Below are 20376 nucleotides of genomic sequence, written 5' to 3'. Positions count from 1 at the left end.
ACTTATTTTACCCTTTTTATGTCTGCGCCTAATTTTTGCAGTTTTTTCTCAATCGACTCATATCCTCTGTCGATATGGTAGATATTCTTAACCTCTGTAGTGCCACTGGCTGCAAGTCCTGCTATCACCATAGCTGCACCAGCCCTTAAGTCAGTAGCTGTAAGCGGCGCACCAGTAAGCTTTTGAGTTCCTTCTATGACAGCTATGCGACCTTCCACCTTTGCATTGACACCCATCTTTTTAAGTTCATCTAAGTATTTAAACCTGCCTTCATACACATTTTCGGTAATAACGCTGACGCCATCTGCAAGAGCCAATAATACCGCCATAAGTTGCTGCATATCTGTAGGGAAACCTGGATACGGCTGTGTCTTAATATCTACTCTTTTCAACCTGCCATCTGTGGTAACTCTAAGTTCTTCATCATACTCCTCGATTTTCACACCCATTTCAGACATCTTCGCGATTATGGACTCTAAGTGCTTCGGTATTATGCCTTTTACGATGACATCTCCATGTGTTGCCGCCGCAGCCACCATATATGTCCCAGCTTCTATCTGATCAGGTATAACTGTATGCTTACAGCCATGAAGCTTGTCTACTCCAATGATTTTTATGGTGTCTGTACCAGCGCCTTTTATATTGGCACCCATTGCATTTAAGAAGTTTGCCACATCAACAACATGAGGTTCCTTTGCACAATTTTCAAGTATTGTAGTGCCTTCAGCTTTACAGGCAGCCAACATCAAATTTATAGTAGCACCTACACTTACAACGTCAAAATATATATGATTCCCCACTAACTTATCTGCTTTTACCCTTATTATTCCGTGTTCTATAGTCGTTTTTGCACCTAACGCTTCAAACCCCTTTATATGCTGATCGATTGGCCTCACACCTATGTTACATCCACCAGGCATGGCTATAGCGGCCTCTTTGAACCTGCTTAAAAGAGCACCTATAAGATAGTATGAAGCCCTCATCTGGCTTGCCAACTCATGCGGCGGACAAAATGAATTGATGCCTTCAGGGTCTATCGTAATCTCATGCTCTTTTTTGATGGTTTTTCCACCAAGATATTGAATCATTTTGCTAAGCAGTTCTATGTCGTTTATATCTGGCAAATTGTCAATACTACTGGGAGTATCTGCTAAAAGAGCAGCAGGAAGTATGGCAACAGCAGAATTTTTCGCCCCACTAATCTCAACTGTTCCTTTAAGAGGTATTCCTCCATTTATAACAAACTTATCCACTGTTTAATCTTCCCTTCACAGAATCTAAAAAACTTCACAATCATACATATATACTTTAATACAATTTCAACAATTTTACAAGCATTTTTACGAAAACATCTTACGCAAAAAGAGAGGTAATTTTTACCTCTCTTCAAAATTACCTGTATACGCATTTATGTAGTACACCGTGTTTTCCGTCGTTATCCTCCACGTAGGTATTGCTTCGCCGGTATCAGCATTTCTCCAGCTAAAATAGTAAACTGGTCTTATGTCTCTTACTACGACGCTTTTACTGCCTTCATTCACATCTAAAAGCTTTAAAAGTGCGCTTATTGGAGGTATGATCTCCTTTTTGTCATTTTCTTCTCTTAAAGGTATGAGCCACGTCGATTCAAAGGAAAATGTATCGCCTGATATGACACCTTTCATGTAGCTTACATCGACATTAATCCCATTGTATTTTTCTGTATATTCAACAGTGTATTTATCACCATCTATGTACTGCCTTAAAATGGAATACTCCTCTTTAAGTTTCTTGTCATTTACAAAGGATGTTATGTAGCGAAAAGCTTCATCACTATTCATTTTGGCAAACTTTTCGTCTTTAACCTGAAAATATAAAAAGCCGTTTTTAACTTCTAATGAACCATTGCTAAATGTGTAAAGTGAACCATCGCCATTTGATACGTACTTTAAGCCTTTTAGAAAATTTTCATCTATGTACGCTTTGCTGTAGCTTTTAAGCTTTACCAGAAGCATAGGCATAGGATTATAATCGTAAGGTATCTTAGCATTAACAACAATATTGTTTTCTCTTAAAATCTCCTTCATTTTGCTCATATCAGAAAAAGATGGAACAGAATTATTAGTTTCTGCTATACTTAAGTTTCCCATGTAAAGTATCAAATTTAGCACAGCAAATATAATAATCAAGATCGTTTTTGCTTTTGACCAGTCCATATTAAAACACCATCATCACATTATTTTCCCATCTAAAGCGCTGAAAAAATACTCATTTGCCTGAGTTTTTACATGCCAAGCAGGTATAAGCTCATTGCCATCAAAAACATACACCATATCTACAAACTGTACGTCATCTATTTTGTGGTCCTTCAAAAGTTTGCCTATATCGTAAAATCCGCCATTGTACTGACCTGCGTAGTAAATATTCATATAGTTTACAATCGCAGATTTAATTGTCCCATTTGATACAAATACATAAATTGGGTCTTTGATATAACCGTTTCTCAGTACATACATAGGGTAATCATAATCGTAATTGAAGGCAAAGCTGTAATCTCCACCGCTGCCACTGACGCCTGTCAAGTAAACATTTTTCTCATCTATGCCTAAGGCTTTTATAAATTCCACTGCTTTATCTAAAGACTCTACTCTACCTAAAGTTAATTTTGACGATGTGGTAGTTGTATCAAAATACTCTATTAATCCATTTTGGTAAAGCCTTAATCCTCTTACACCATCGGTGTATATGTACGAACCACTGTTTTCTTTTATCTCCCGCACTACAGATATATTGACAAACACATTTTTGGTAATAGTCCTATATACGGTGTCATTTTCAAAGCCTCTACTTACATATTTTTTTAATGGAAAACTTTTTACTGCAAATGTGTTTTCGCCATATACATCGCCTGCGGTAGTAATAGAATAATTTATATAGCTTTGAAATTGCTTGCTTATAAGGCTTAAAAAATAACTGGGATTTTTAAGATCTATGGCATAATAACTGCTGTAATCCGTAAAGATAATCTGAGGTTTTACACCTAATTTTATGATTATCTCTTTTATCAAAGTGTCTTGCCCTATTTTCAAGATAGGTGAATCATTTAATTTTAGGGCATTTTTAAACAAATCCTCTGTTATGCCCTTCCCAAAATAAATATGCACAAAATCCCCTTTTCGGTTTAAGTCATTCTTAGAAAGTTGTAAAAGTGTTGTATTCTTAATCTCTTTTAAAATCTTTACCGTATTCATCCACACTGAATTTATATCGTTTGACGACGTTACATCCATAAATGTGCCGCTTGACTCTACAATGATAGAAGAAGGCCTCAATATATCGGATATATCTACACTTACTGGTGTAGACTTGGTCATAAAAAAGCTTTTCTGAGGAAAAGATGTCCAAAGTGTGTAACTAAAATAAAGGCTTGTAGAAACAAGCAATATGAGTACAGCAGTCTTAATATGCTCTTTCATAATCGCACCGCTTTATTTAAAAAGCTTATTCCACAAGCCTTCCAACGTATCAACCGTAATCTGGATAATGCCATTGTTGCTTTGCAATACTATATGACCCTTTACCACCTGCACCTGTCCGTCTTTGACAGCCTTTAAAGTTACGTAGTTGTCCCCTAAAGCCAACGTTATAAGCTTGGCAAAAAGACCAGTATCTCCTATAACCCACTTGTCATTTAAATTATCATTTAATATAAGCTCCACGTAAGTATCTGGCTGCCCATTGCCTGATATGACAAAGTATTTGTTGTTTGTGGTGACATCGCTTATATCTGATTTGACGGTGATCAAATCATCGGCAAACCCGTAAGTCATAAAAAATGTCATAAACATCATCGTGGCAATAACAAGGGCTAAAACCTTTTTCAAAAGTACCACTCCTCATCATAAACTGACATTAATATATAAAATTTTGCACATGATACCTAATATAACCATTATTCTATATCTTGATTATAGAGCATCATTATTACAACAATGTTACACAAATATTAAAATATAGTTACGGTTTGACTAATACTTAAGTTTTACGGTTACAGTAGTGCCTACTCCAATTTCGCTTTCTATATTTATCTCTCCTCCATGAGCGGTGACGATCTCTTTTGCAATGGCAAGGCCAAGGCCAGTTCCTCCAAGCTCTCTTGACCTTCCCTTGTCAACTCTGTAAAACCTCTCAAATATCCTCGGAAGATCCTTTTTGGGTATGCCAATCCCATTGTCATTAACGACTATATATGCGTAATCGTCAAGGTATTTTGTAAAAACTCTCACATATCCACCCGGATTCGTATACTTTATAGAATTTGAAACTATGTTTAAAATCACTTGTTCCATCTTGTCTTTATCTATATTTACATTTCTTTTTTCTTCTCCTGCACAGAATAACAGCTTTTGATTTTTCTTCTGTGCCTCTATCTTTATTTTGTACAAAACTTCTTCCACAAATTCATTGAGATTTGCCTCAGTTAAATTTAACTTTCCATTTGAATCCATCCTTGATAAAAGAAGAAGATCTTTCACCAGCCTCGTCATTCTATCAACTTCTTTATCTATTATGTACAAAAACCTGTTCCTCATTTCATCGTCAACACCGTCATTAAGAAGGGTCTCTGTGTAGCTTTTTATGGTTGTAAGAGGAGTTCTCAATTCATGTGAAACATTTGCCACAAACTCTTTTCTCATGTTATCAAGGTTTTGCTGCTCTGTTATGTCGTGCAGCACAAATACATTGCCATCTATGTTTTTGTCTACTTTTATAGGGCTTACAAACGACTTTAAAATCTTGCCATTACAGTAAATAAGGCTTTCAGTGTTTTTTAGCTGTCCTTGGGCTATCTTCTCTATAGGTTCATCCATAGCTAACTTTTCGCCTATCATTTTTTCTGCAGCATCATTAAAAAGTATGATCCTATTTAAGTCATTTGTCGCAATTACTCCATCTGACATATAGCTTATTATGGCTTCTACTTTGCTTTTCTCATTTTCCATCTCATTTAGAGTAGTCTTAAGCCTTTTAGACATGAAGTTAAACATGCTGCCAAGTTTGCCTATCTCATCATCAGATCTTATGTTTATGTGAACGTCGAAATTTCCTTCCGCCATCTCTTTAGCGTACTTCGTCACTTCTTTTATGGGATCTGTGATGGTCTTTGCTAATATATATCCTAAAATGACGGTTATTATCACCGCTATAAATGTTGCACTTAATAAGATGAAATTCACATCAGACAGTGTATCGTATACGCTTTTTAAAGAACCGCTAACATATACAACTCCTGATATTTTCCCATCGCTGTCAACTACAGGCATGGCAATGCTTCTCAATTTGCCGTTTGAATTGTTATCATTTGTAGTCTCCATCCCCTGTTTGCCAGACAATGCTTTTATGACTGCAGGTGTCAACATCTTACCTTTTTCTCCTGTAGAACTAGCTAAGATATTGCCGTCTTTGTCAAGTATGTATAAGTATTTTATGTAGGCATTAGGTCCTAAATACATGTTTATTATATTGTCTAAACTTGTTTTGGAATTCATGTTGTCTTTCAATGTGAAGGCGATGCCTGTAGCCTGTGCTTCAATGTAGTTTTCGAAATTCGTCATGTGATAATTTTCTAAAGATTTGAAAAGGTATACCCATATTATCTCCATCGCCACCAGTATCAAAAGGCCATATATGAGTATTATCTTCCACTGTATGCTTTTATAGTTCACTTTCTTCGCTAAAATAATAACCAACCCCTCTTTTGGTATGTATATACCTTGGGTTTGCCGGATCATCCTCAATTTTTTCTCTAAGTCGCCTTATTGTAACATCCACCGTCCTTACATCGCCAAAGTATTCATAACCCCAAACCTTTTCTAAAAGCATCTCTCGCGAAAATATAAGCCCTCGGTTGGCTACCAAAAATTTTAAAAGGTCAAACTCTCTCGATGTAAGCTCGATGGGTTTTCCATTTTTCTCTACTCTGTATTTTGACAAATCGATGTTTAAGCTATTTACACTTAAAACATTTGACATAGTTTCACCATTGCTTATACCGCTTCTTCTTAAATTAGCTTTTACCCTGGCAATAAGCTCTCTCATAGAAAAAGGCTTCGTCACATAGTCGTCGGCACCCAGTTCCAATCCCAATACTTTGTCTACTTCCTCTTCCTTTGCCGTAAGCATCAATATGGGTGTAGTCATAGTCTGCCTCAATATCCTTAAAACTGTAAAACCGTCCATTTTTGGAAGCATGACGTCAAGGAGGATAAGGTCAGGATTTTTCTCTTGAGCCATTTTAAGACCTTCCTCCCCATCATATGCCTCTATCGTGCTGTATCCATTTTTTCTAAATTGTACTTCAAGATCTCGACAATTGGCTTTTCATCGTCTACTATCAGGATTCTGCTCAAATGCCATCACCCCTTAACATTGTTGACAAATGTATCAAGCTTTAAGCCAGTCTCTTTGTAAAAGCTTGACTCTATACTCATTCCGCTTCCTAAATCTCTAAGCATCTCTCTTATAGTCTCCATGCCAAATTTATCGCTTATGGCCTTTGTCACCTGAAAAGCCCTTTTATACGCCAACATCTCATCAAGTGAGTCAAAATTGTTTTCCAATTGGTCAAAAGTATATGGTTTCCCATTATAGCTTAAGTCTTTGCCCCATTCGTATCCATCTTGTCTGTACTCCTCTAAAAGGGCTATGCCTTCTGTAAACCACGTCGGATAATTGCCTTTAGCGATGTCGTCTACAACAAGATGCGTAAACTCATGGACAACAGGACCTTCGTATTGAAAAACTTTCGTCACATCCTGCCCTGAAGGTATCCAAATGGCTGGAGATTCTATGCTTATTACACCGTTTAAATATATTCCCATGGCATTTTCTCCTTTTGCAAGGGAAAAGTCCTTATTCATTTCATCAGGATTGCTATAAACTATGATAACCGACTTATCTTTAGGTGCATATCCTAAATCTTTTATGACGCCATAATAGTGCTTTTCAGCCGTATCTATGATAAGCGAAACGTATTTGCTATCTGAATCTTGATATCTAACAATAAAATGTTTGCTTTCCTTAGTCTTAAAATTTTTTACACTTTCTTCAATCTTGTCTTTGCCAATCACCTTATAAACCGGATATGCCTTTGTCAATATGCTTTCATTAAACAATAAAGCCAACACAAAAGCGATAAAAACAATCGCCACAATGATTTTATTTTTCTTCATAGTGTATCACCTCACAAAATACTAAAAATATGTATATACTTAAATATATGAGGTAATACAATTACATTATAACCCAATGTCAAGCACATTGCAAAGTAAATTTAAGGAACAAAAAAGAGCCGTATTTCGGCTCTCATTTTAAGTACATCATAGGGTTTACTGGCACACCATTTTTTCTGACTTCAAAGTGAACATGTGGTCCTGTAGTATTTCCTGTCATACCCACTAAGGCAATTTCCTGTCCTTTATAAACCTTGTCTCCTTTTTTCACCAAAATCTTGCTGGCGTGGCCATAATACGTCACATATCCGTTTCCATGATCGATCTCAACAAGATTTCCATAGCCATTTTCCCATCCTGCAAATACGACAGTACCTCCATCCGCTGCATATATAGGATCATTCATAGATGCTGCTATATCTATACCTGCATGAAGTCTTCCCCACCTTTGCCCGTACCTGGACGTTATCACTATATGCCCTCGTATTGGATAATCAAGAGCGATTGCAGTTGAAAGATTCTTAGTCCCTACAGATACAATCTCATCTGCTGGATCTTTTACCACCTCTTCGTTTATCACATCTTTTTCGGATATTTGCCCATTGTAATACTTCAAAACGGCAGTAACTATTTTGACACCATCTTCTCCATTTGCTACAACTTTGGAAGCGTTGGCAAACATGTCACCATCTTTTTGATAAACGGTTTCATGCGGAATGTCATCCATGTACACGATTTTTCTCTCTGATACTACAGTCAAAACAGGTTTAAGCTCTTTTACTTTTAAAATCTGCCCTTTAAAGATTGTAGTGGTAACCATAGGATTTAATTTATATATGTCGTCTAACGAGATGCTAAATTTTCTCGAGATTGACCAAAGAGTGTCATGGTCTTTTACAGTGTAAGTCTCAACATCATCACCTTCCAGCTTTTTTAAGGCTTCTCCAACTGTCTCGATTTTAACTGCAGGGCTATCTACCTCAACCAGTTTTACATCATTTTTGAAATAGACTTTCATAGACCCGTTTTTGTACTTGTCAAGGATATCATTAAGTACCCACAATGCGTCTTCTCTATTCTTTAGCGTCACTACATTAAAGCCGTCAACTACAATCGCTGTGGGTCTATCAATGCGCACAAATCTTCCCTGTTCTACGCTATATGCAAAATGATTTAAGCTTTGATCTTCCGTACTAAAAAATGCACTTTTGTCGATGCCAATGTAGAAAACTACGGCAAACAAAATCGTCAAAGTGGCAGTTAATATAAATCGCCTTTTAATTGAAACTTTTTTGATTAAGTTGCAACTAAAAGGGTTTGACTTATCTTCGTTATCCATCGTCTTCTCCTTTCATTTGCGCATAGATTGCATACAAAAATGCGTTATTATTTTTTGTTTTTTTGCAAATTTTATGCATATCAAACTTAAAAAATAGACAAATTTGTCGTAATATATATTATATTCTTTTAAATTGATGGTTATGACACATCGTGTTATAATTAAACTTGAGGTGGTGTACATGAGCAGATGTAATTTTTCTAATGATTTTGATGATATGGGAAGCACCCCCGTTAGCAATTTTTTCATAAATCATTATATGTTAGAAGCACCAGGTGAATACGTAAAAGTATACCTTTTAGGACTTAAATATTCATATTACAACCAAAGCTTCTCAATGGAAGAAATGGCAGATAAGCTTTTTATGTCAGAAAATGACATAGACAAAGCTTTGAAATTCTGGGAAAGATCTGGCGTAATCAGGCTTAGGTATTCTGACAACGAATATTACATAGAATATCTTCCACTTGTCAAAAAATCTGATGATGTACACACATTGTCGATTGACGATACTGAAGTCAAGCAGATGTTTGAAACGGTAGAAAAAATGATAGGCAGACCTCTTTCACCAACTGAGATGAACACTTACCTAAGCTGGGTTGATGAGTATGGATTCTCTCTGGAGATTTTGACAATGCTTATAAGTTACTGTGTGTCAAAAAACAAGACGTCTCTTAAGTACATGGAAAAGGTAGCAATTGCATGGCATGATGCAGGGCTTAAGACAGCGCTTGATGTAGAAGCATACTTAAAATCGGAAAGCGAAAAGTGGATAAGGTACAAAAAAATCTTAAGAGCACTGGGATTAAAAGATGACGATGTGATGGAAGCCCACAAAGCCATGATGGACAGGTGGATGGACGATTTAGGCTTTGATGTCGATGTCATCATAAAAGCGTGTGACGAATGCGTCTTAAAGATAAACGAACCCAGTTTTCCGTACATCAATCAGATACTCATCAATTGGTACAACGACGGCATAAGAACTGTAAATGACTTAGATAAAATAAAGAAAAAACCATACACTAAAAAGACTGCTCCCAACTACAAAGTCCCTAAAAATTACTTCAATGGATACTCTCAGAGGACATACGATGTAGACGAGCTGGAAAAGAAACTTTTAGCTCATTCAAGAGGTGAATTTGGTGAATAACTTGGTTCAAGAGGTTTTAAGGGAATACGACATGTTGAGGGACAAGTCCTTGAAAGAAGCCCTCAGTAGGCGGGAAGAAGTCTACAGAAAGATACCGCAGATATCTCAAATAGACGATAAAATAAAAGAAATCGGCATCGAAATATCAAAAGCCATTTTTCTAAATCCCCAAAACCAAAAAGAATTTTTAGAAAACTTAAGGCATAAGCTTATCTATTTGAAAAAGGAAAAGGCTGAACTTCTTAGGCTTAACGGTTACCCTGAGACATACATGGAGCAAGAATATGAATGCAACATTTGCAAAGATACAGGTTTTGTAAACAACAAAAGGTGCAGGTGTTTCGAACAAAAACTTATCAATTTGTACTACAAGCAGTCCAGCATAGAAGAAATAACTAAGATCGAAAACTTTGACAACTTTGACTATCACTTATACTCAGACAAACCGTACAAAGGAAAAATGTCTCCAAGGGAAAATATTAAAACCATAGTAGAAGTAGCCAAGGACTTTATAGATTACTTCGATGAAGAGAAGGAAAGCCTGTTTTTTTACGGGGACTCTGGACTTGGCAAGACTTTTCTTTCCCACTGCGTTGCAAAAGAACTTTTAGACAAAGGCAAAGTAGTCCTATACAGGACAGCTCCAGACCTTGTAGAAGGACTAAGGCTTAATAAGTTGAATTCTGACAATGATTCGTACTACGAGTACACAGATTTGCTTAGAGAATGCGACTTGCTTATAATAGATGACCTGGGGACTGAACCTATTACGCCATTCAGCCTCCAGGAAATCTTCAGCATCGTCAACGCAAGGCTTTTGGCCAACAAGAAATTCATTATATCTACAAACTTGCCATTATCAGAAGTAATGAATATTTACCCAGAAAGACTGTGTTCAAGAATACTTGGGAATTTCAAACTTTTAAACTTCTACGGAGATGACATAAGGATTAAGAGAAAAACTATAAATTAATCAAGCCATTCTTCGAAAAATCCTCCTGTATCCTTTCCAGTCACACTGTCCACTACGTCTATAAGGTTCTGCGTAGTGGCATTTTTATATTTGTAATCTGAATAGTACTTATCTAAGACCTCTTTAAATTTTTCATCTCCTATAAGGTTCCTAAGTTCATTGAATACCATTGCCCCTTTGTTGTACACGATATTAGTGTAATCATTCCAATCCTTAAATTGCCCTAATGTCTTCACCATTCCATCATCTTTGTTGGTCTTGGAAAACTTATAAAATTCTCCTGAAATTATGGATTTAAATACCGCATCTGCAGTGGCTTTTCCGTAATACCGCTCAATGTACATTATCGTCGTATACTCTGTAAGCCCTTCATCAAGCCACGCTTCCCTTACCTCATTATTCCCAACGACGCCATACCACCACTGGTGAGCTGTCTCATGTGCTATAACGTATTCTAAATTAAACAAATTGTCTTTTGAATAGAGATCTTTTGATATAAACACCAAATTTGGATACTCCATCCCACCCATGTAAAAATCCGATTCTACTACGCTGTACTCTTTATACGGGTACTTGCCTATGTAGCTATTGTAAAATCTTATAGCATCCTGTGCGTACTTTAAGGCTTTTAATCCTGAATCTTCATCAAAGTAATATGACTTAACCTTAATGCCGTCAACATCTCCTTCCGCTACTTTAAATTTAGAGCTCATGACGACGGCAAAATCCCTCACATTTGGAGCATCTATAGTTAATACATCCATATCGCCTTGTCTCGCCTTAGACTTCACGACACCTGTTGTCGCCACTTCCATTCCTTTTGGCACAGCAAGTTTCACTTTATAATTTGATACATCGCTGTAAAATGGATCACCCAATGCATAGTAGGGATCATTGTTCCAGCCGTTTTGGTCGTACACCGACAAAATAGGATAAAAATTTGTCACCTGGATGGTATTGTTTCCATAACCAAATCTGCCGCAAGATGGAGGAATCTGAACTTTAAAGCCTATAGCGAAGCTTATCCTGTCGCCTTTCTCCAATTTTTTAGGGAGAAGTATCTTTAAAATCTCACCTGTTTTTTGATCAATGCTGTATGTAGCTTTTTCATTTTTACCAAAAGTCACTCCATTTATCTCTATATACCCTGGCTTAAATCCATTTGGATATGCCAACCCTATTTCTTCTTTTGTAAATGGAACTTTACTTTTATCTTTAAATGCGTTGGGATACAAATGCATGTACACCTCGCTTAAATTCACATCATATGTGTTTATAAAGTCTACCACTTCTGTTCCTATAATGGTCTTGTCTTTGTCGTTGTACTTAAGATCCATATTGTACACCGTCCTGTTGCTGTTTTTTATAGGGGCAAAATAGATAAGTAGCCCAATGGCAGCAACAAGAATTACCAGCCATATATATTTTTTGCTTTTCATTAAATCAGCTCCCCCATATTATTGTTCACTATATATTAATACGAAACCACAAATATTAGAACATAATTTGATTAAGCAAAACACATATTTACTTCCCCAACATATATTGATTATGAATCTAAAAGAGGAGGGATAAAATATGCACTTTATTTATTCACTGTTCATCGCTTTAGCCAACAACATAGACAACATAAGCGTCAGAATAGCCTACAGCGTAAGAGGAATAAAAATCACCGCGGTTAAAAATTTATGGATATCCCTGATAACATTTATAATATCATCAATCGCTGCCATGTCTGGCAATATAATATCTGGAGTACTTAGTAAGCACATAAGTTCCATATTGAGCATGATTCTCTTTATCTCTATAGGCCTTTGGATAGCTATTGAGCCATATTTCAAAAAAAATAGCAATAGCCCTTATGATATGAACGATAAAGCGAAAAACATATATGACATATTGAAAAAGCCTGAGGAAGCCGATGTGGATGATTCTAAAGACATTGACTTTAAAGAAGCTACATTTCTCGGCATTGCCTTGTCTATAAACAATATCGGAGGCGGATTAAGCGCTGGCATGATAGGCCTTAACTCCTTTTTTATAGGATTTCTGTCTGCTCTTATAAGTTTCATTGCCTTGTGGATTGGAAACTATGTGACAGACTTTTTAAATAGATGGAACTTTAGAAAAAAAGCAACAGTGATTGCAGGACTGATATTGATACTTATAGGCATAAAACAGGTAATATAATCTTTATAAAAGGCATCGACAATGATGCCTTTTAAATTTTAGTTTAACAATTGCGTAATAAACTTTTAACATATTTTACATACATATAATATCCATTTAACACAAAAGTATTATCATTTACTTAGAATTATAATTAAAGAAAGGGGTTTAGTTATGAAGAGGTTTTTATCTTTTATCACAGCATTAGCAATGGTACTTTCCATCTTTGCAGTACAAAAACCAATTTTCGCCGACTCAAATGCCACAGGTGCAACTGATCTACCTGATGAGATTAGACTAACATGGACACAAGACCCTACAACAACTCAGACAATTACTTGGAGAACAGACACGACAGTAAATTTAGGCCAAGTCCAGTATGGAAAAGACCCATTACTGAAAGACGCCAAGATAGTTGATGCCTCAGTGCAAAAATTCTCATCAGATTTAGGAGACATGAACATTCACTCAGCCACTTATATACTCGTGTAATATAATTTCGAAATTACCAACATAACCTTTTAATAATGGCTGATTTATTCTTGGAAATAGTATTTATAAATCGTTTTATAACATTACTAATTTCCTTTCTAGTTTTATAAAAAGCATTATATATAACAGTTTCCTTCAACCATTTCCATAATCCCTCAATCCTATTAAGATTTGGTGAGTAAGGCGGTAAAAAGATAAATTCTAAATTGCATTTGTGCTTCTCTTTGAATTCTTTCAGCAGTTTGGCATAATGAATTCTCCCATTGTCCAAAATCATCTTTATTTTCTTGCCAGAACAGGCTTCCACAACCTTTCTTAAAAAGTCCAAAAATGATTGTGCATCCAACGTCTCAGTTTCGGAATATATAATATCCCCTGTAAAATAATCAATGACTCCAAATATTCCGACTCCTATGTGATGCCCATATGTCTTAACAATTCTCTGATGCCCTTTTAAAAACCAAGTAGCTGTAATGGCTTGATAATCCCTGATTTTACATTCATCTTCGAAAAGAATTACTTCATCTCTTTTAATGTTTTTTTATATCTTCAAACTTTTCCTCAAATTTTTTCTGCTCTTCTTCGTCTGCTTTCATCAAAACATATGTGGGCCTGGTATAGGTAAAACCCATCCGCTTCATCAATCGTCTAATGCTTGAGGCTTCAATATTAATATTATAAACATCTTTTACATATTGAGCGATAATTCTTGAATTCCAGTTTACATTCACAGCATACCCGATTTCACTTGGTGTCTTTAAAATTACTTCCTTTAACTCCTCCTGAATATCAGGAGTGATTTTCGGAATACGTCCAGGTGCCTTCCCTATGGTCAGCAATTCATCCAAGCCGCCTTCATTGTATTTTTTCACGTATTCTCCAACGGTTTGATTGTTAAACCCAAGTATTTTTGCTATCTCCAGCCGATTCTTTCCTCGAAATGCAAGAATAATAACATTAATACGGTCTATTTTCCTTGAATCTTTAAGTCCTCTTTTGAATTTCTTTAAACTCTTTATGGTCTGCCCATGTTCATTTTTAATAATACTTTTCTTTTTCATTTGTAAATACGCCCCCCATATATATTTTCTCTTATATATATCGAACATTTCGGCATTATTCTACACTCATATATAGATTAAATCTGACGGGCTTGTGAACGTGTATGACAAAACGACAATGTTTCAATTCCACTATGGTTAGATTAAATCTACATGACTTTCAGTGTCAAAAAAAACAATTATCTCGTTTCAATTCCACTATGGTTAGATTAAATCCAATTTTTGTTTTTGTTCCGAGACCGGTGACGCAAGTTTCAATTCCACTATGGTTAGATTAAATCGTCTTTTTTCTTCCACGTTATTTTGCCAATATAGACGTTTCAATTCCACTATGGTTAGATTAAATCGTTGAGTAAGGTTGCAAAATATAAGCTCATTCTTACGTTTCAATTCCACTATGGTTAGATTAAATCAATTTAGGGAAAGGCATTGACGATTATTTATTGGCAGTTTCAATTCCACTATGGTTAGATTAAATCTGCAGGTAGTCCTTTCTCTGATTTGCTACTTTTTCAGTTTCAATTCCACTATGGTTAGATTAAATCTTGAGTGGGCCTTCTGTATAAGTTCATCAAGATTCGTTTCAATTCCACTATGGTTAGATTAAATCTGCACCTGGGTATTCATATATAGGATGTCCTCCATTGTTTCAATTCCACTATGGTTAGATTAAATCCCAGTGCTACGAGTACTGGAACCTACTGTAAAACCACGTTTCAATTCCACTATGGTTAGATTAAATCGTTCTCGCAATAAGTCATAAAATTCCTGCAAATGTCTGTTTCAATTCCACTATGGTTAGATTAAATCAATAGAAGTCAATAAAGACTTCTAAAAATAAAATTTGTTTCAATTCCACTATGGTTAGATTAAATCGATGTTTTGAAGGATTATAAAGATAAAGTTGATATATGTTTCAATTCCACTATGGTTAGATTAAATCGATCTACAGATATACTTTCAAGTTGATTGCCTATTTGTTTCAATTCCACTATGGTTAGATTAAATCTAGATGGCGTAAGTATTGCAGCATTATTAATGCCATGTTTCAATTCCACTATGGTTAGATTAAATCGTAGTCCATTTCGGCTCCATGGAAGCATTAGCATATCGTTTCAATTCCACTATGGTTAGATTAAATCGCAGTTGCTGTATTAGTAGTTGGCGGATTTACAGCTGTTTCAATTCCACTATGGTTAGATTAAATCTACAGCAATCAGTGACACAAACCCAACTTTCACACGTTTCAATTCCACTATGGTTAGATTAAATCGCCTTTTTGTATTTGTGATATTTTGCCTTTGCTCCCGTTTCAATTCCACTATGGTTAGATTAAATCAAAAACAAAGTCAATACGCAGGGTTACATGATATATAGTTTCAATTCCACTATGGTTAGATTAAATCCAATGCTAACTTGTTTGTGTCAATACACGTGAACGCGTTTCAATTCCACTATGGTTAGATTAAATCTATTAGTTATCCCCAACAAACTGCTGATAATGTATTGTTTCAATTCCACTATGGTTAGATTAAATCAAAGACAATGAACGTATTGCCTCACAAAATGAAGTTTGTTTCAATTCCACTATGGTTAGATTAAATCCCCATAGCAGCTCTGACACCGTTCCACACTACAGCAGTTTCAATTCCACTATGGTTAGATTAAATCGTAGAAGATGCTCTTGCAGAAATTTATACAAAATCGGTTTCAATTCCACTATGGTTAGATTAAATCGCAAAAACAGAAGCTACACAGACCGATTTTGCTACGTTTCAATTCCACTATGGTTAGATTAAATCTAAGTTGGCGGTGTCTCAACATTCCAATTTGTTTTGTTTCAATTCCACTATGGTTAGATTAAATCGCTGCTCTATCAGTATTATCAGGACTATATATTGTTGTTTCAATTCCACTATGGTTAGATTAAATCTTCATATAGTTGCTTAATTTCCTGTCCTAATTGTGTGTTTCAATTCCACTATGGTTAGATTAAATCCTGGGTATCATTCCTGCTAAAACGGAGAATGAAATTGTTTCAATTCCACTATGGTTAGATTAAATCTATGTTTCAGACAGTAGCAAAAAAAATGATAATTGGGTTTCAATTCCACTATGGTTAGATTAAATCTTGTATACCATCAACATAAAAATAATCACCACTTCCGTTTCAATTCCACTATGGTTAGATTAAATCATAGCACTAAAATTTAACTCAAAATTAGCTATAACGTTTCAATTCCACTATGGTTAGATTAAATCCTAAAACAGAGCGTCTTAATCAAGTTGATAATATAGGTTTCAATTCCACTATGGTTAGATTAAATCTTTGAACCTGACTATATGGAATTTTACGACGAATTCGTTTCAATTCCACTATGGTTAGATTAAATCATAGCTAAAAAGTAACCAAAATGAACTATAAAAACAGTTTCAATTCCACTATGGTTAGATTAAATCTAAGCTATTTGATAATGCAAAAACGTCGCTAAAAAAGTTTCAATTCCACTATGGTTAGATTAAATCGGCTAAAAGAATACTTCCAAAAGGCTTGAGATCCTAGTTTCAATTCCACTATGGTTAGATTAAATCATACTCCTCAAAGCATCATAGATGTTTTTGAGGAACGTTTCAATTCCACTATGGTTAGATTAAATCCTACTTCTCTGTCTGCTACCTCTTTGCCTCTTTTTAGTTTCAATTCCACTATGGTTAGATTAAATCAATGATAAATAAAAAAATTGACAAAAATCTTTTAAGAGTTTCAATTCCACTATGGTTAGATTAAATCTGTATATATGAATACAAAAGAGGAGGCGTTAAAATAGTTTCAATTCCACTATGGTTAGATTAAATCGTGGTCTATTATGCCTATATCAGAAGTAGCACAATAGTTTCAATTCCACTATGGTTAGATTAAATCTAACCTGCTTTCAGAAAAATATGTATACGTCTTTAGAAAGTTTCAATTCCACTATGGTTAGATTAAATCGCACATAACACATATCATAAAATGGATAAAAGTAATAGTTTCAATTCCACTATGGTTAGATTAAATCATATGACATATTCATTTCAACAGATGAAAGAGTTAGGTTTCAATTCCACTATGGTTAGATTAAATCTCATTAAAAAGGCTACAGATGTGACTTACCTCTTAGTTTCAATTCCACTATGGTTAGATTAAATCTCGTCACCTGTGTATGGACTGTTGTCAATCAATTCCGTTTCAATTCCACTATGGTTAGATTAAATCTGTTTCTGTGTGGACTGTTATTGCCTCGATGATGTTGTTTCAATTCCACTATGGTTAGATTAAATCAAGCTTTCTCCATGCGATAACAGGTACAAAATCCGCGTTTCAATTCCACTATGGTTAGATTAAATCCAAATCCTTTACCACCTAATCCGCTGCTGCCATGCAGGTTTCAATTCCACTATGGTTAGATTAAATCTGGTCTGCTTCTAATTCTGCATTGGAATTTATATCGTTTCAATTCCACTATGGTTAGATTAAATCCCAGTAACACCAATAGAAGCAGAGGAATTATCACAAGTTTCAATTCCACTATGGTTAGATTAAATCTTTATTCTAATCTCAAAAAGTGCCTGTCCCGAACAAGTTTCAATTCCACTATGGTTAGATTAAATCTACACCTTTTTCTTGTAATATTTTCAAAGCTTCTCTGTTTCAATTCCACTATGGTTAGATTAAATCAAAAGGAGAGATGAAAATGTGGATATTATCAAAAAATGTTTCAATTCCACTATGGTTAGATTAAATCTACGAATAATAAAAGGATCAACAGAACCTTTCATTTGTTTCAATTCCACTATGGTTAGATTAAATCAAGCCTAAAAATATAACTAAAATTCCGATTGCGTAGTTTCAATTCCACTATGGTTAGATTAAATCTGAAAGATATTGAAAATAGAAATTCTCGCTCTGAAAAGTTTCAATTCCACTATGGTTAGATTAAATCCTTTACGGTTGGCTGAACAACTTGGTATATCTTTTTCGTTTCAATTCCACTATGGTTAGATTAAATCTTGCAATAATTCTTGACATATCCTTAAACGTTCTTGGTTTCAATTCCACTATGGTTAGATTAAATCTTATGATTTATTAAATGATACGCATTTGAGATTGGGTTTCAATTCCACTATGGTTAGATTAAATCTGCTGATTATGTTACTAATTTTTGTACTTTACGTCGTTTCAATTCCACTATGGTTAGATTAAATCATAAAATTTGTATAAAAAATTGTGAGGTGTTGTTAAGTTTCAATTCCACTATGGTTAGATTAAATCAAACTGATACTTCTACTGATATGACTGTAAGTTATAGTTTCAATTCCACTATGGTTAGATTAAATCCTGATGCTGATGGTTATAATTATGTTCTTAGTGAGTTTCAATTCCACTATGGTTAGATTAAATCTTTCTATCCCCGCAAATATCGTTCCAAGAGTTCCTAGTTTCAATTCCACTATGGTTAGATTAAATCAAACCAAACGACAAAATAGGTTGGCAATTAGTAAGACAAGTTTCAATTCCACTATGGTTAGATTAAATCTTCTTTATTGGCATCTGGTATGACTATTTTTACACAGTTTCAATTCCACTATGGTTAGATTAAATCAAGTAAATGGGCATTTATAGCAGCTGTAATAACAAAGTTTCAATTCCACTATGGTTAGATTAAATCCCACGAAAATTGCATGAAAATACTTTCCCGCTTAAATTCAATTTAACACAACATGAGTTATTTTTCAATACTTTTTAAAATTCCAGTCCGTTTATTGACATTGTATAAAAATTCAATTTTCATCGTCTCTCCCTTTAGTAACAAAAAACAATAATCTTTTACATTATCAATTTCTTTGTCGACCTCCTATGTTTTTTACATCGAGAAAGGTCGACAAAGATTGCTCTTTTATAATTATTCATTTTATTTTTTGTATCATTCCAAATCCAGCACTGTTCTTTTCCCCTAATCCACATTCGTATGCTACTTTTATTAAATCGGGATTACCTGACATCTTAAAAGGTACCATATATCCTTTAACATAAACATTTTTGAATTTTATTCTCTTCCCATTAGGATTTTTCATATAATAATTTACATCAAAATCTATATTTATATTTAAATTATCTGGAAGCGTGTTATATAAAACATAGTATTTCTCAATCAAATTATTTTTTATATTTTCAATAAATCGAGAATCATGTAAAGGTAGATTTATACTTTTCCTCTTTCCATCAATTTCAATAGCGGTAGACATAACTATTGGAGATAAACATATAAATTTATCTTCTCTATTACTGAATTCCGGTTCTTTTAACATCTCCACACTCTTAATCCTAAATTGGTAATCTTGTAATTTTAAAAACTCATTGTTTAATACTTCTGTCACAAAATTTAACATAAACTCTTTTTTGGGAGAGGTTATGTATAGGTATGTTTCGTCCAAAAACATTATCTCATCATCGATTATTTTGAGCTTTTTACTGCGCAATTGAGAAAAAGTAAATAATTTAAAAACCTTTTTCCCATATTTATATCCTTTTTCGTGAAGGTGTTCCGCAAATTCTCTATTCGCTTTTTTTAAAGTGTTATATACCCATCCAGATAAAAAATAATTATAATTTATATTTAAGCTTTTATCTTCCTCTGGTAATAATGTTATTTTTATCCTCAATCGTACCACCTCACAAAATATTATCAGTAGAATTTTTCTCTATTCCTATGATTCTTTTTGATAGCCACTTTTGAGAACTTGCTGTATATATCAAAACCGAGTCGCTTTCTAAATCCAAATGTCCTTTAAACCATAACATAATTCTATTTAATTGGGCTTCTGTTAATTCACCTTCAAATACTGAATTTTGCACCCAATTTAGATAAGTTTTCAAATATTTATTTACTTTTGCAACCTTTTTTTCATCAACATCATAAACTATAAGTACATACACT

The 20376-nt window shown here is 34.6% G+C and carries 16 protein-coding genes, 1 pseudogene and 1 CRISPR repeat array; of the genes and pseudogenes, 4 read left to right on the top strand and 13 right to left on the bottom strand.

From position 1 onward, the window contains the following. Positions 1-2 precede the first annotated feature (2 nt). The 8 genes and pseudogenes from murA to HNR52_RS04815 all read right to left on the bottom strand — a co-directional run bounded on the left by murA (position 3) and on the right by HNR52_RS04815 (position 8550). On the bottom strand, positions 3-1253 hold the full coding sequence (murA, locus tag HNR52_RS04850; RefSeq protein WP_435619844.1) for a UDP-N-acetylglucosamine 1-carboxyvinyltransferase: 1251 nt from the start codon (positions 1251-1253) through the stop codon (positions 3-5). 123 nt (positions 1254-1376) lie between these two features. Continuing rightward, positions 1377-2195: a two-component system regulatory protein YycI gene (locus HNR52_RS04845; RefSeq protein WP_435619843.1), complete on the bottom strand. Its 819-nt coding sequence runs from the start codon at positions 2193-2195 to the stop codon at positions 1377-1379. 15 nt (positions 2196-2210) lie between these two features. Further along, entirely contained in the window at positions 2211-3455 is a 1245-nt protein-coding gene (yycH, locus tag HNR52_RS04840) for a two-component system activity regulator YycH (RefSeq protein ID WP_435619842.1), read from the bottom strand. A 12-nt stretch (positions 3456-3467) separates the two neighbouring features. Further along, on the bottom strand, positions 3468-3863 hold the full coding sequence (locus tag HNR52_RS04835; RefSeq protein WP_435619841.1) for a hypothetical protein: 396 nt from the start codon (positions 3861-3863) through the stop codon (positions 3468-3470). Positions 3864-4007: 144 nt separating this feature from the next. Beyond that, positions 4008-5705 carry an ATP-binding protein gene (locus HNR52_RS04830; RefSeq protein ID WP_435619840.1) on the bottom strand — a complete coding sequence of 566 codons (1698 nt, stop codon included), beginning with the start codon at positions 5703-5705 and terminating at the stop codon, positions 4008-4010. Beyond that, a pseudogene (locus HNR52_RS04825) lies at positions 5695-6389 on the bottom strand (response regulator). The gene HNR52_RS04830 and the pseudogene HNR52_RS04825 overlap by 11 nt, the downstream one beginning before the upstream one ends. 6 nt (positions 6390-6395) lie before the next feature. Then, entirely contained in the window at positions 6396-7211 is an 816-nt protein-coding gene (locus HNR52_RS04820) for a peptidase MA family metallohydrolase (protein ID WP_435619839.1), read from the bottom strand. Positions 7212-7344: 133 nt separating this feature from the next. Next, entirely contained in the window at positions 7345-8550 is a 1206-nt protein-coding gene (locus tag HNR52_RS04815) for a peptidoglycan DD-metalloendopeptidase family protein (RefSeq protein WP_435619838.1), read from the bottom strand. A 181-nt stretch (positions 8551-8731) separates the two neighbouring features. Here HNR52_RS04815 and HNR52_RS04810 point away from each other — a divergent pair, with 181 nt between their 5' ends. Next, complete coding sequence (locus HNR52_RS04810; protein ID WP_435619837.1) at positions 8732-9703, top strand: DnaD domain protein; 972 nt, start codon at positions 8732-8734, stop codon at positions 9701-9703. Then, positions 9696-10676: an ATP-binding protein gene (locus HNR52_RS04805; protein WP_435619836.1), complete on the top strand. Its 981-nt coding sequence runs from the start codon at positions 9696-9698 to the stop codon at positions 10674-10676. Before HNR52_RS04810 ends, HNR52_RS04805 begins: the two co-directional genes overlap by 8 nt. On the opposite strand, the gene HNR52_RS04800 is transcribed toward HNR52_RS04805, so the two are convergent. After that, on the bottom strand, positions 10673-12115 hold the full coding sequence (locus HNR52_RS04800; RefSeq protein WP_013789066.1) for a M1 family metallopeptidase: 1443 nt from the start codon (positions 12113-12115) through the stop codon (positions 10673-10675). The two genes, HNR52_RS04805 and HNR52_RS04800, sit on opposite strands and share 4 nt — an antisense overlap. 139 nt (positions 12116-12254) lie before the next feature. Between HNR52_RS04800 and ytaF the strand changes: the two genes are divergently transcribed. Together ytaF and HNR52_RS04790 are read left to right on the top strand one after the other, a co-directional pair. Then, a complete protein-coding gene (ytaF, locus tag HNR52_RS04795; RefSeq protein ID WP_435619835.1) occupies positions 12255-12866 on the top strand; it encodes a sporulation membrane protein YtaF in 612 nt (203 codons plus the stop codon). A 153-nt stretch (positions 12867-13019) separates the two neighbouring features. Then, complete coding sequence (locus tag HNR52_RS04790; RefSeq protein WP_435619834.1) at positions 13020-13337, top strand: fibronectin type III domain-containing protein; 318 nt, start codon at positions 13020-13022, stop codon at positions 13335-13337. A 13-nt stretch (positions 13338-13350) separates the two neighbouring features. On the opposite strand, the gene HNR52_RS04785 is transcribed toward HNR52_RS04790, so the two are convergent. The 4 genes from HNR52_RS04785 to cas2 all read right to left on the bottom strand — a co-directional run bounded on the left by HNR52_RS04785 (position 13351) and on the right by cas2 (position 20375). Further along, positions 13351-13854: an IS630 family transposase gene (locus tag HNR52_RS04785; protein WP_435619849.1), complete on the bottom strand. Its 504-nt coding sequence runs from the start codon at positions 13852-13854 to the stop codon at positions 13351-13353. Between the two features lie 13 nt (positions 13855-13867). After that, positions 13868-14398, bottom strand: a complete 531-nt coding sequence (locus HNR52_RS04780) for a helix-turn-helix domain-containing protein (protein WP_435619833.1) — start codon at positions 14396-14398, stop codon at positions 13868-13870. Between the two features lie 120 nt (positions 14399-14518). Continuing rightward, a CRISPR array of direct repeats spans positions 14519-19107; the repeat unit is 30 nt; unit sequence GTTTCAATTCCACTATGGTTAGATTAAATC. Between the two features lie 238 nt (positions 19108-19345). Then, the gene (cas6, locus tag HNR52_RS04775) at positions 19346-20110 is read right to left on the bottom strand and encodes a CRISPR-associated endoribonuclease Cas6 (RefSeq protein WP_435619832.1); all 765 of its coding nucleotides are present in this window, start codon (positions 20108-20110) and stop codon (positions 19346-19348) included. Position 20111: 1 nt separating this feature from the next. After that, positions 20112-20375: a CRISPR-associated endonuclease Cas2 gene (gene cas2 / locus HNR52_RS04770; RefSeq protein WP_013789071.1), complete on the bottom strand. Its 264-nt coding sequence runs from the start codon at positions 20373-20375 to the stop codon at positions 20112-20114. Between the last annotated feature and the right edge of the window lies 1 nt (position 20376).

Source organism: Thermoanaerobacterium thermosulfurigenes, from assembly GCF_051201035.1.
Lineage (GTDB): Bacteria > Bacillota > Thermoanaerobacteria > Thermoanaerobacterales > Thermoanaerobacteraceae > Thermoanaerobacterium > Thermoanaerobacterium thermosulfurigenes.
Note: the sequence above shows the minus strand (reverse complement) of the source record. Positions and strands in the feature narration are given on the sequence as shown.

Coding starts and splice junctions, on each gene's coding strand:
- ytaF (WP_435619835.1), top strand. CDS start 12,255: ATGCACTTTATTTATTCACTGTTCATCGCTTTAGCCAACAACATAGAC.
- HNR52_RS04815 (WP_435619838.1), bottom strand. CDS start 8,550: ATGGATAACGAAGATAAGTCAAACCCTTTTAGTTGCAACTTAATCAAA.
- HNR52_RS04800 (WP_013789066.1), bottom strand. CDS start 12,115: ATGAAAAGCAAAAAATATATATGGCTGGTAATTCTTGTTGCTGCCATT.
- yycH (WP_435619842.1), bottom strand. CDS start 3,455: ATGAAAGAGCATATTAAGACTGCTGTACTCATATTGCTTGTTTCTACA.
- HNR52_RS04820 (WP_435619839.1), bottom strand. CDS start 7,211: ATGAAGAAAAATAAAATCATTGTGGCGATTGTTTTTATCGCTTTTGTG.
- HNR52_RS04845 (WP_435619843.1), bottom strand. CDS start 2,195: ATGGACTGGTCAAAAGCAAAAACGATCTTGATTATTATATTTGCTGTG.
- HNR52_RS04810 (WP_435619837.1), top strand. CDS start 8,732: ATGAGCAGATGTAATTTTTCTAATGATTTTGATGATATGGGAAGCACC.
- HNR52_RS04780 (WP_435619833.1), bottom strand. CDS start 14,398: ATGAAAAAGAAAAGTATTATTAAAAATGAACATGGGCAGACCATAAAG.
- HNR52_RS04790 (WP_435619834.1), top strand. CDS start 13,020: ATGAAGAGGTTTTTATCTTTTATCACAGCATTAGCAATGGTACTTTCC.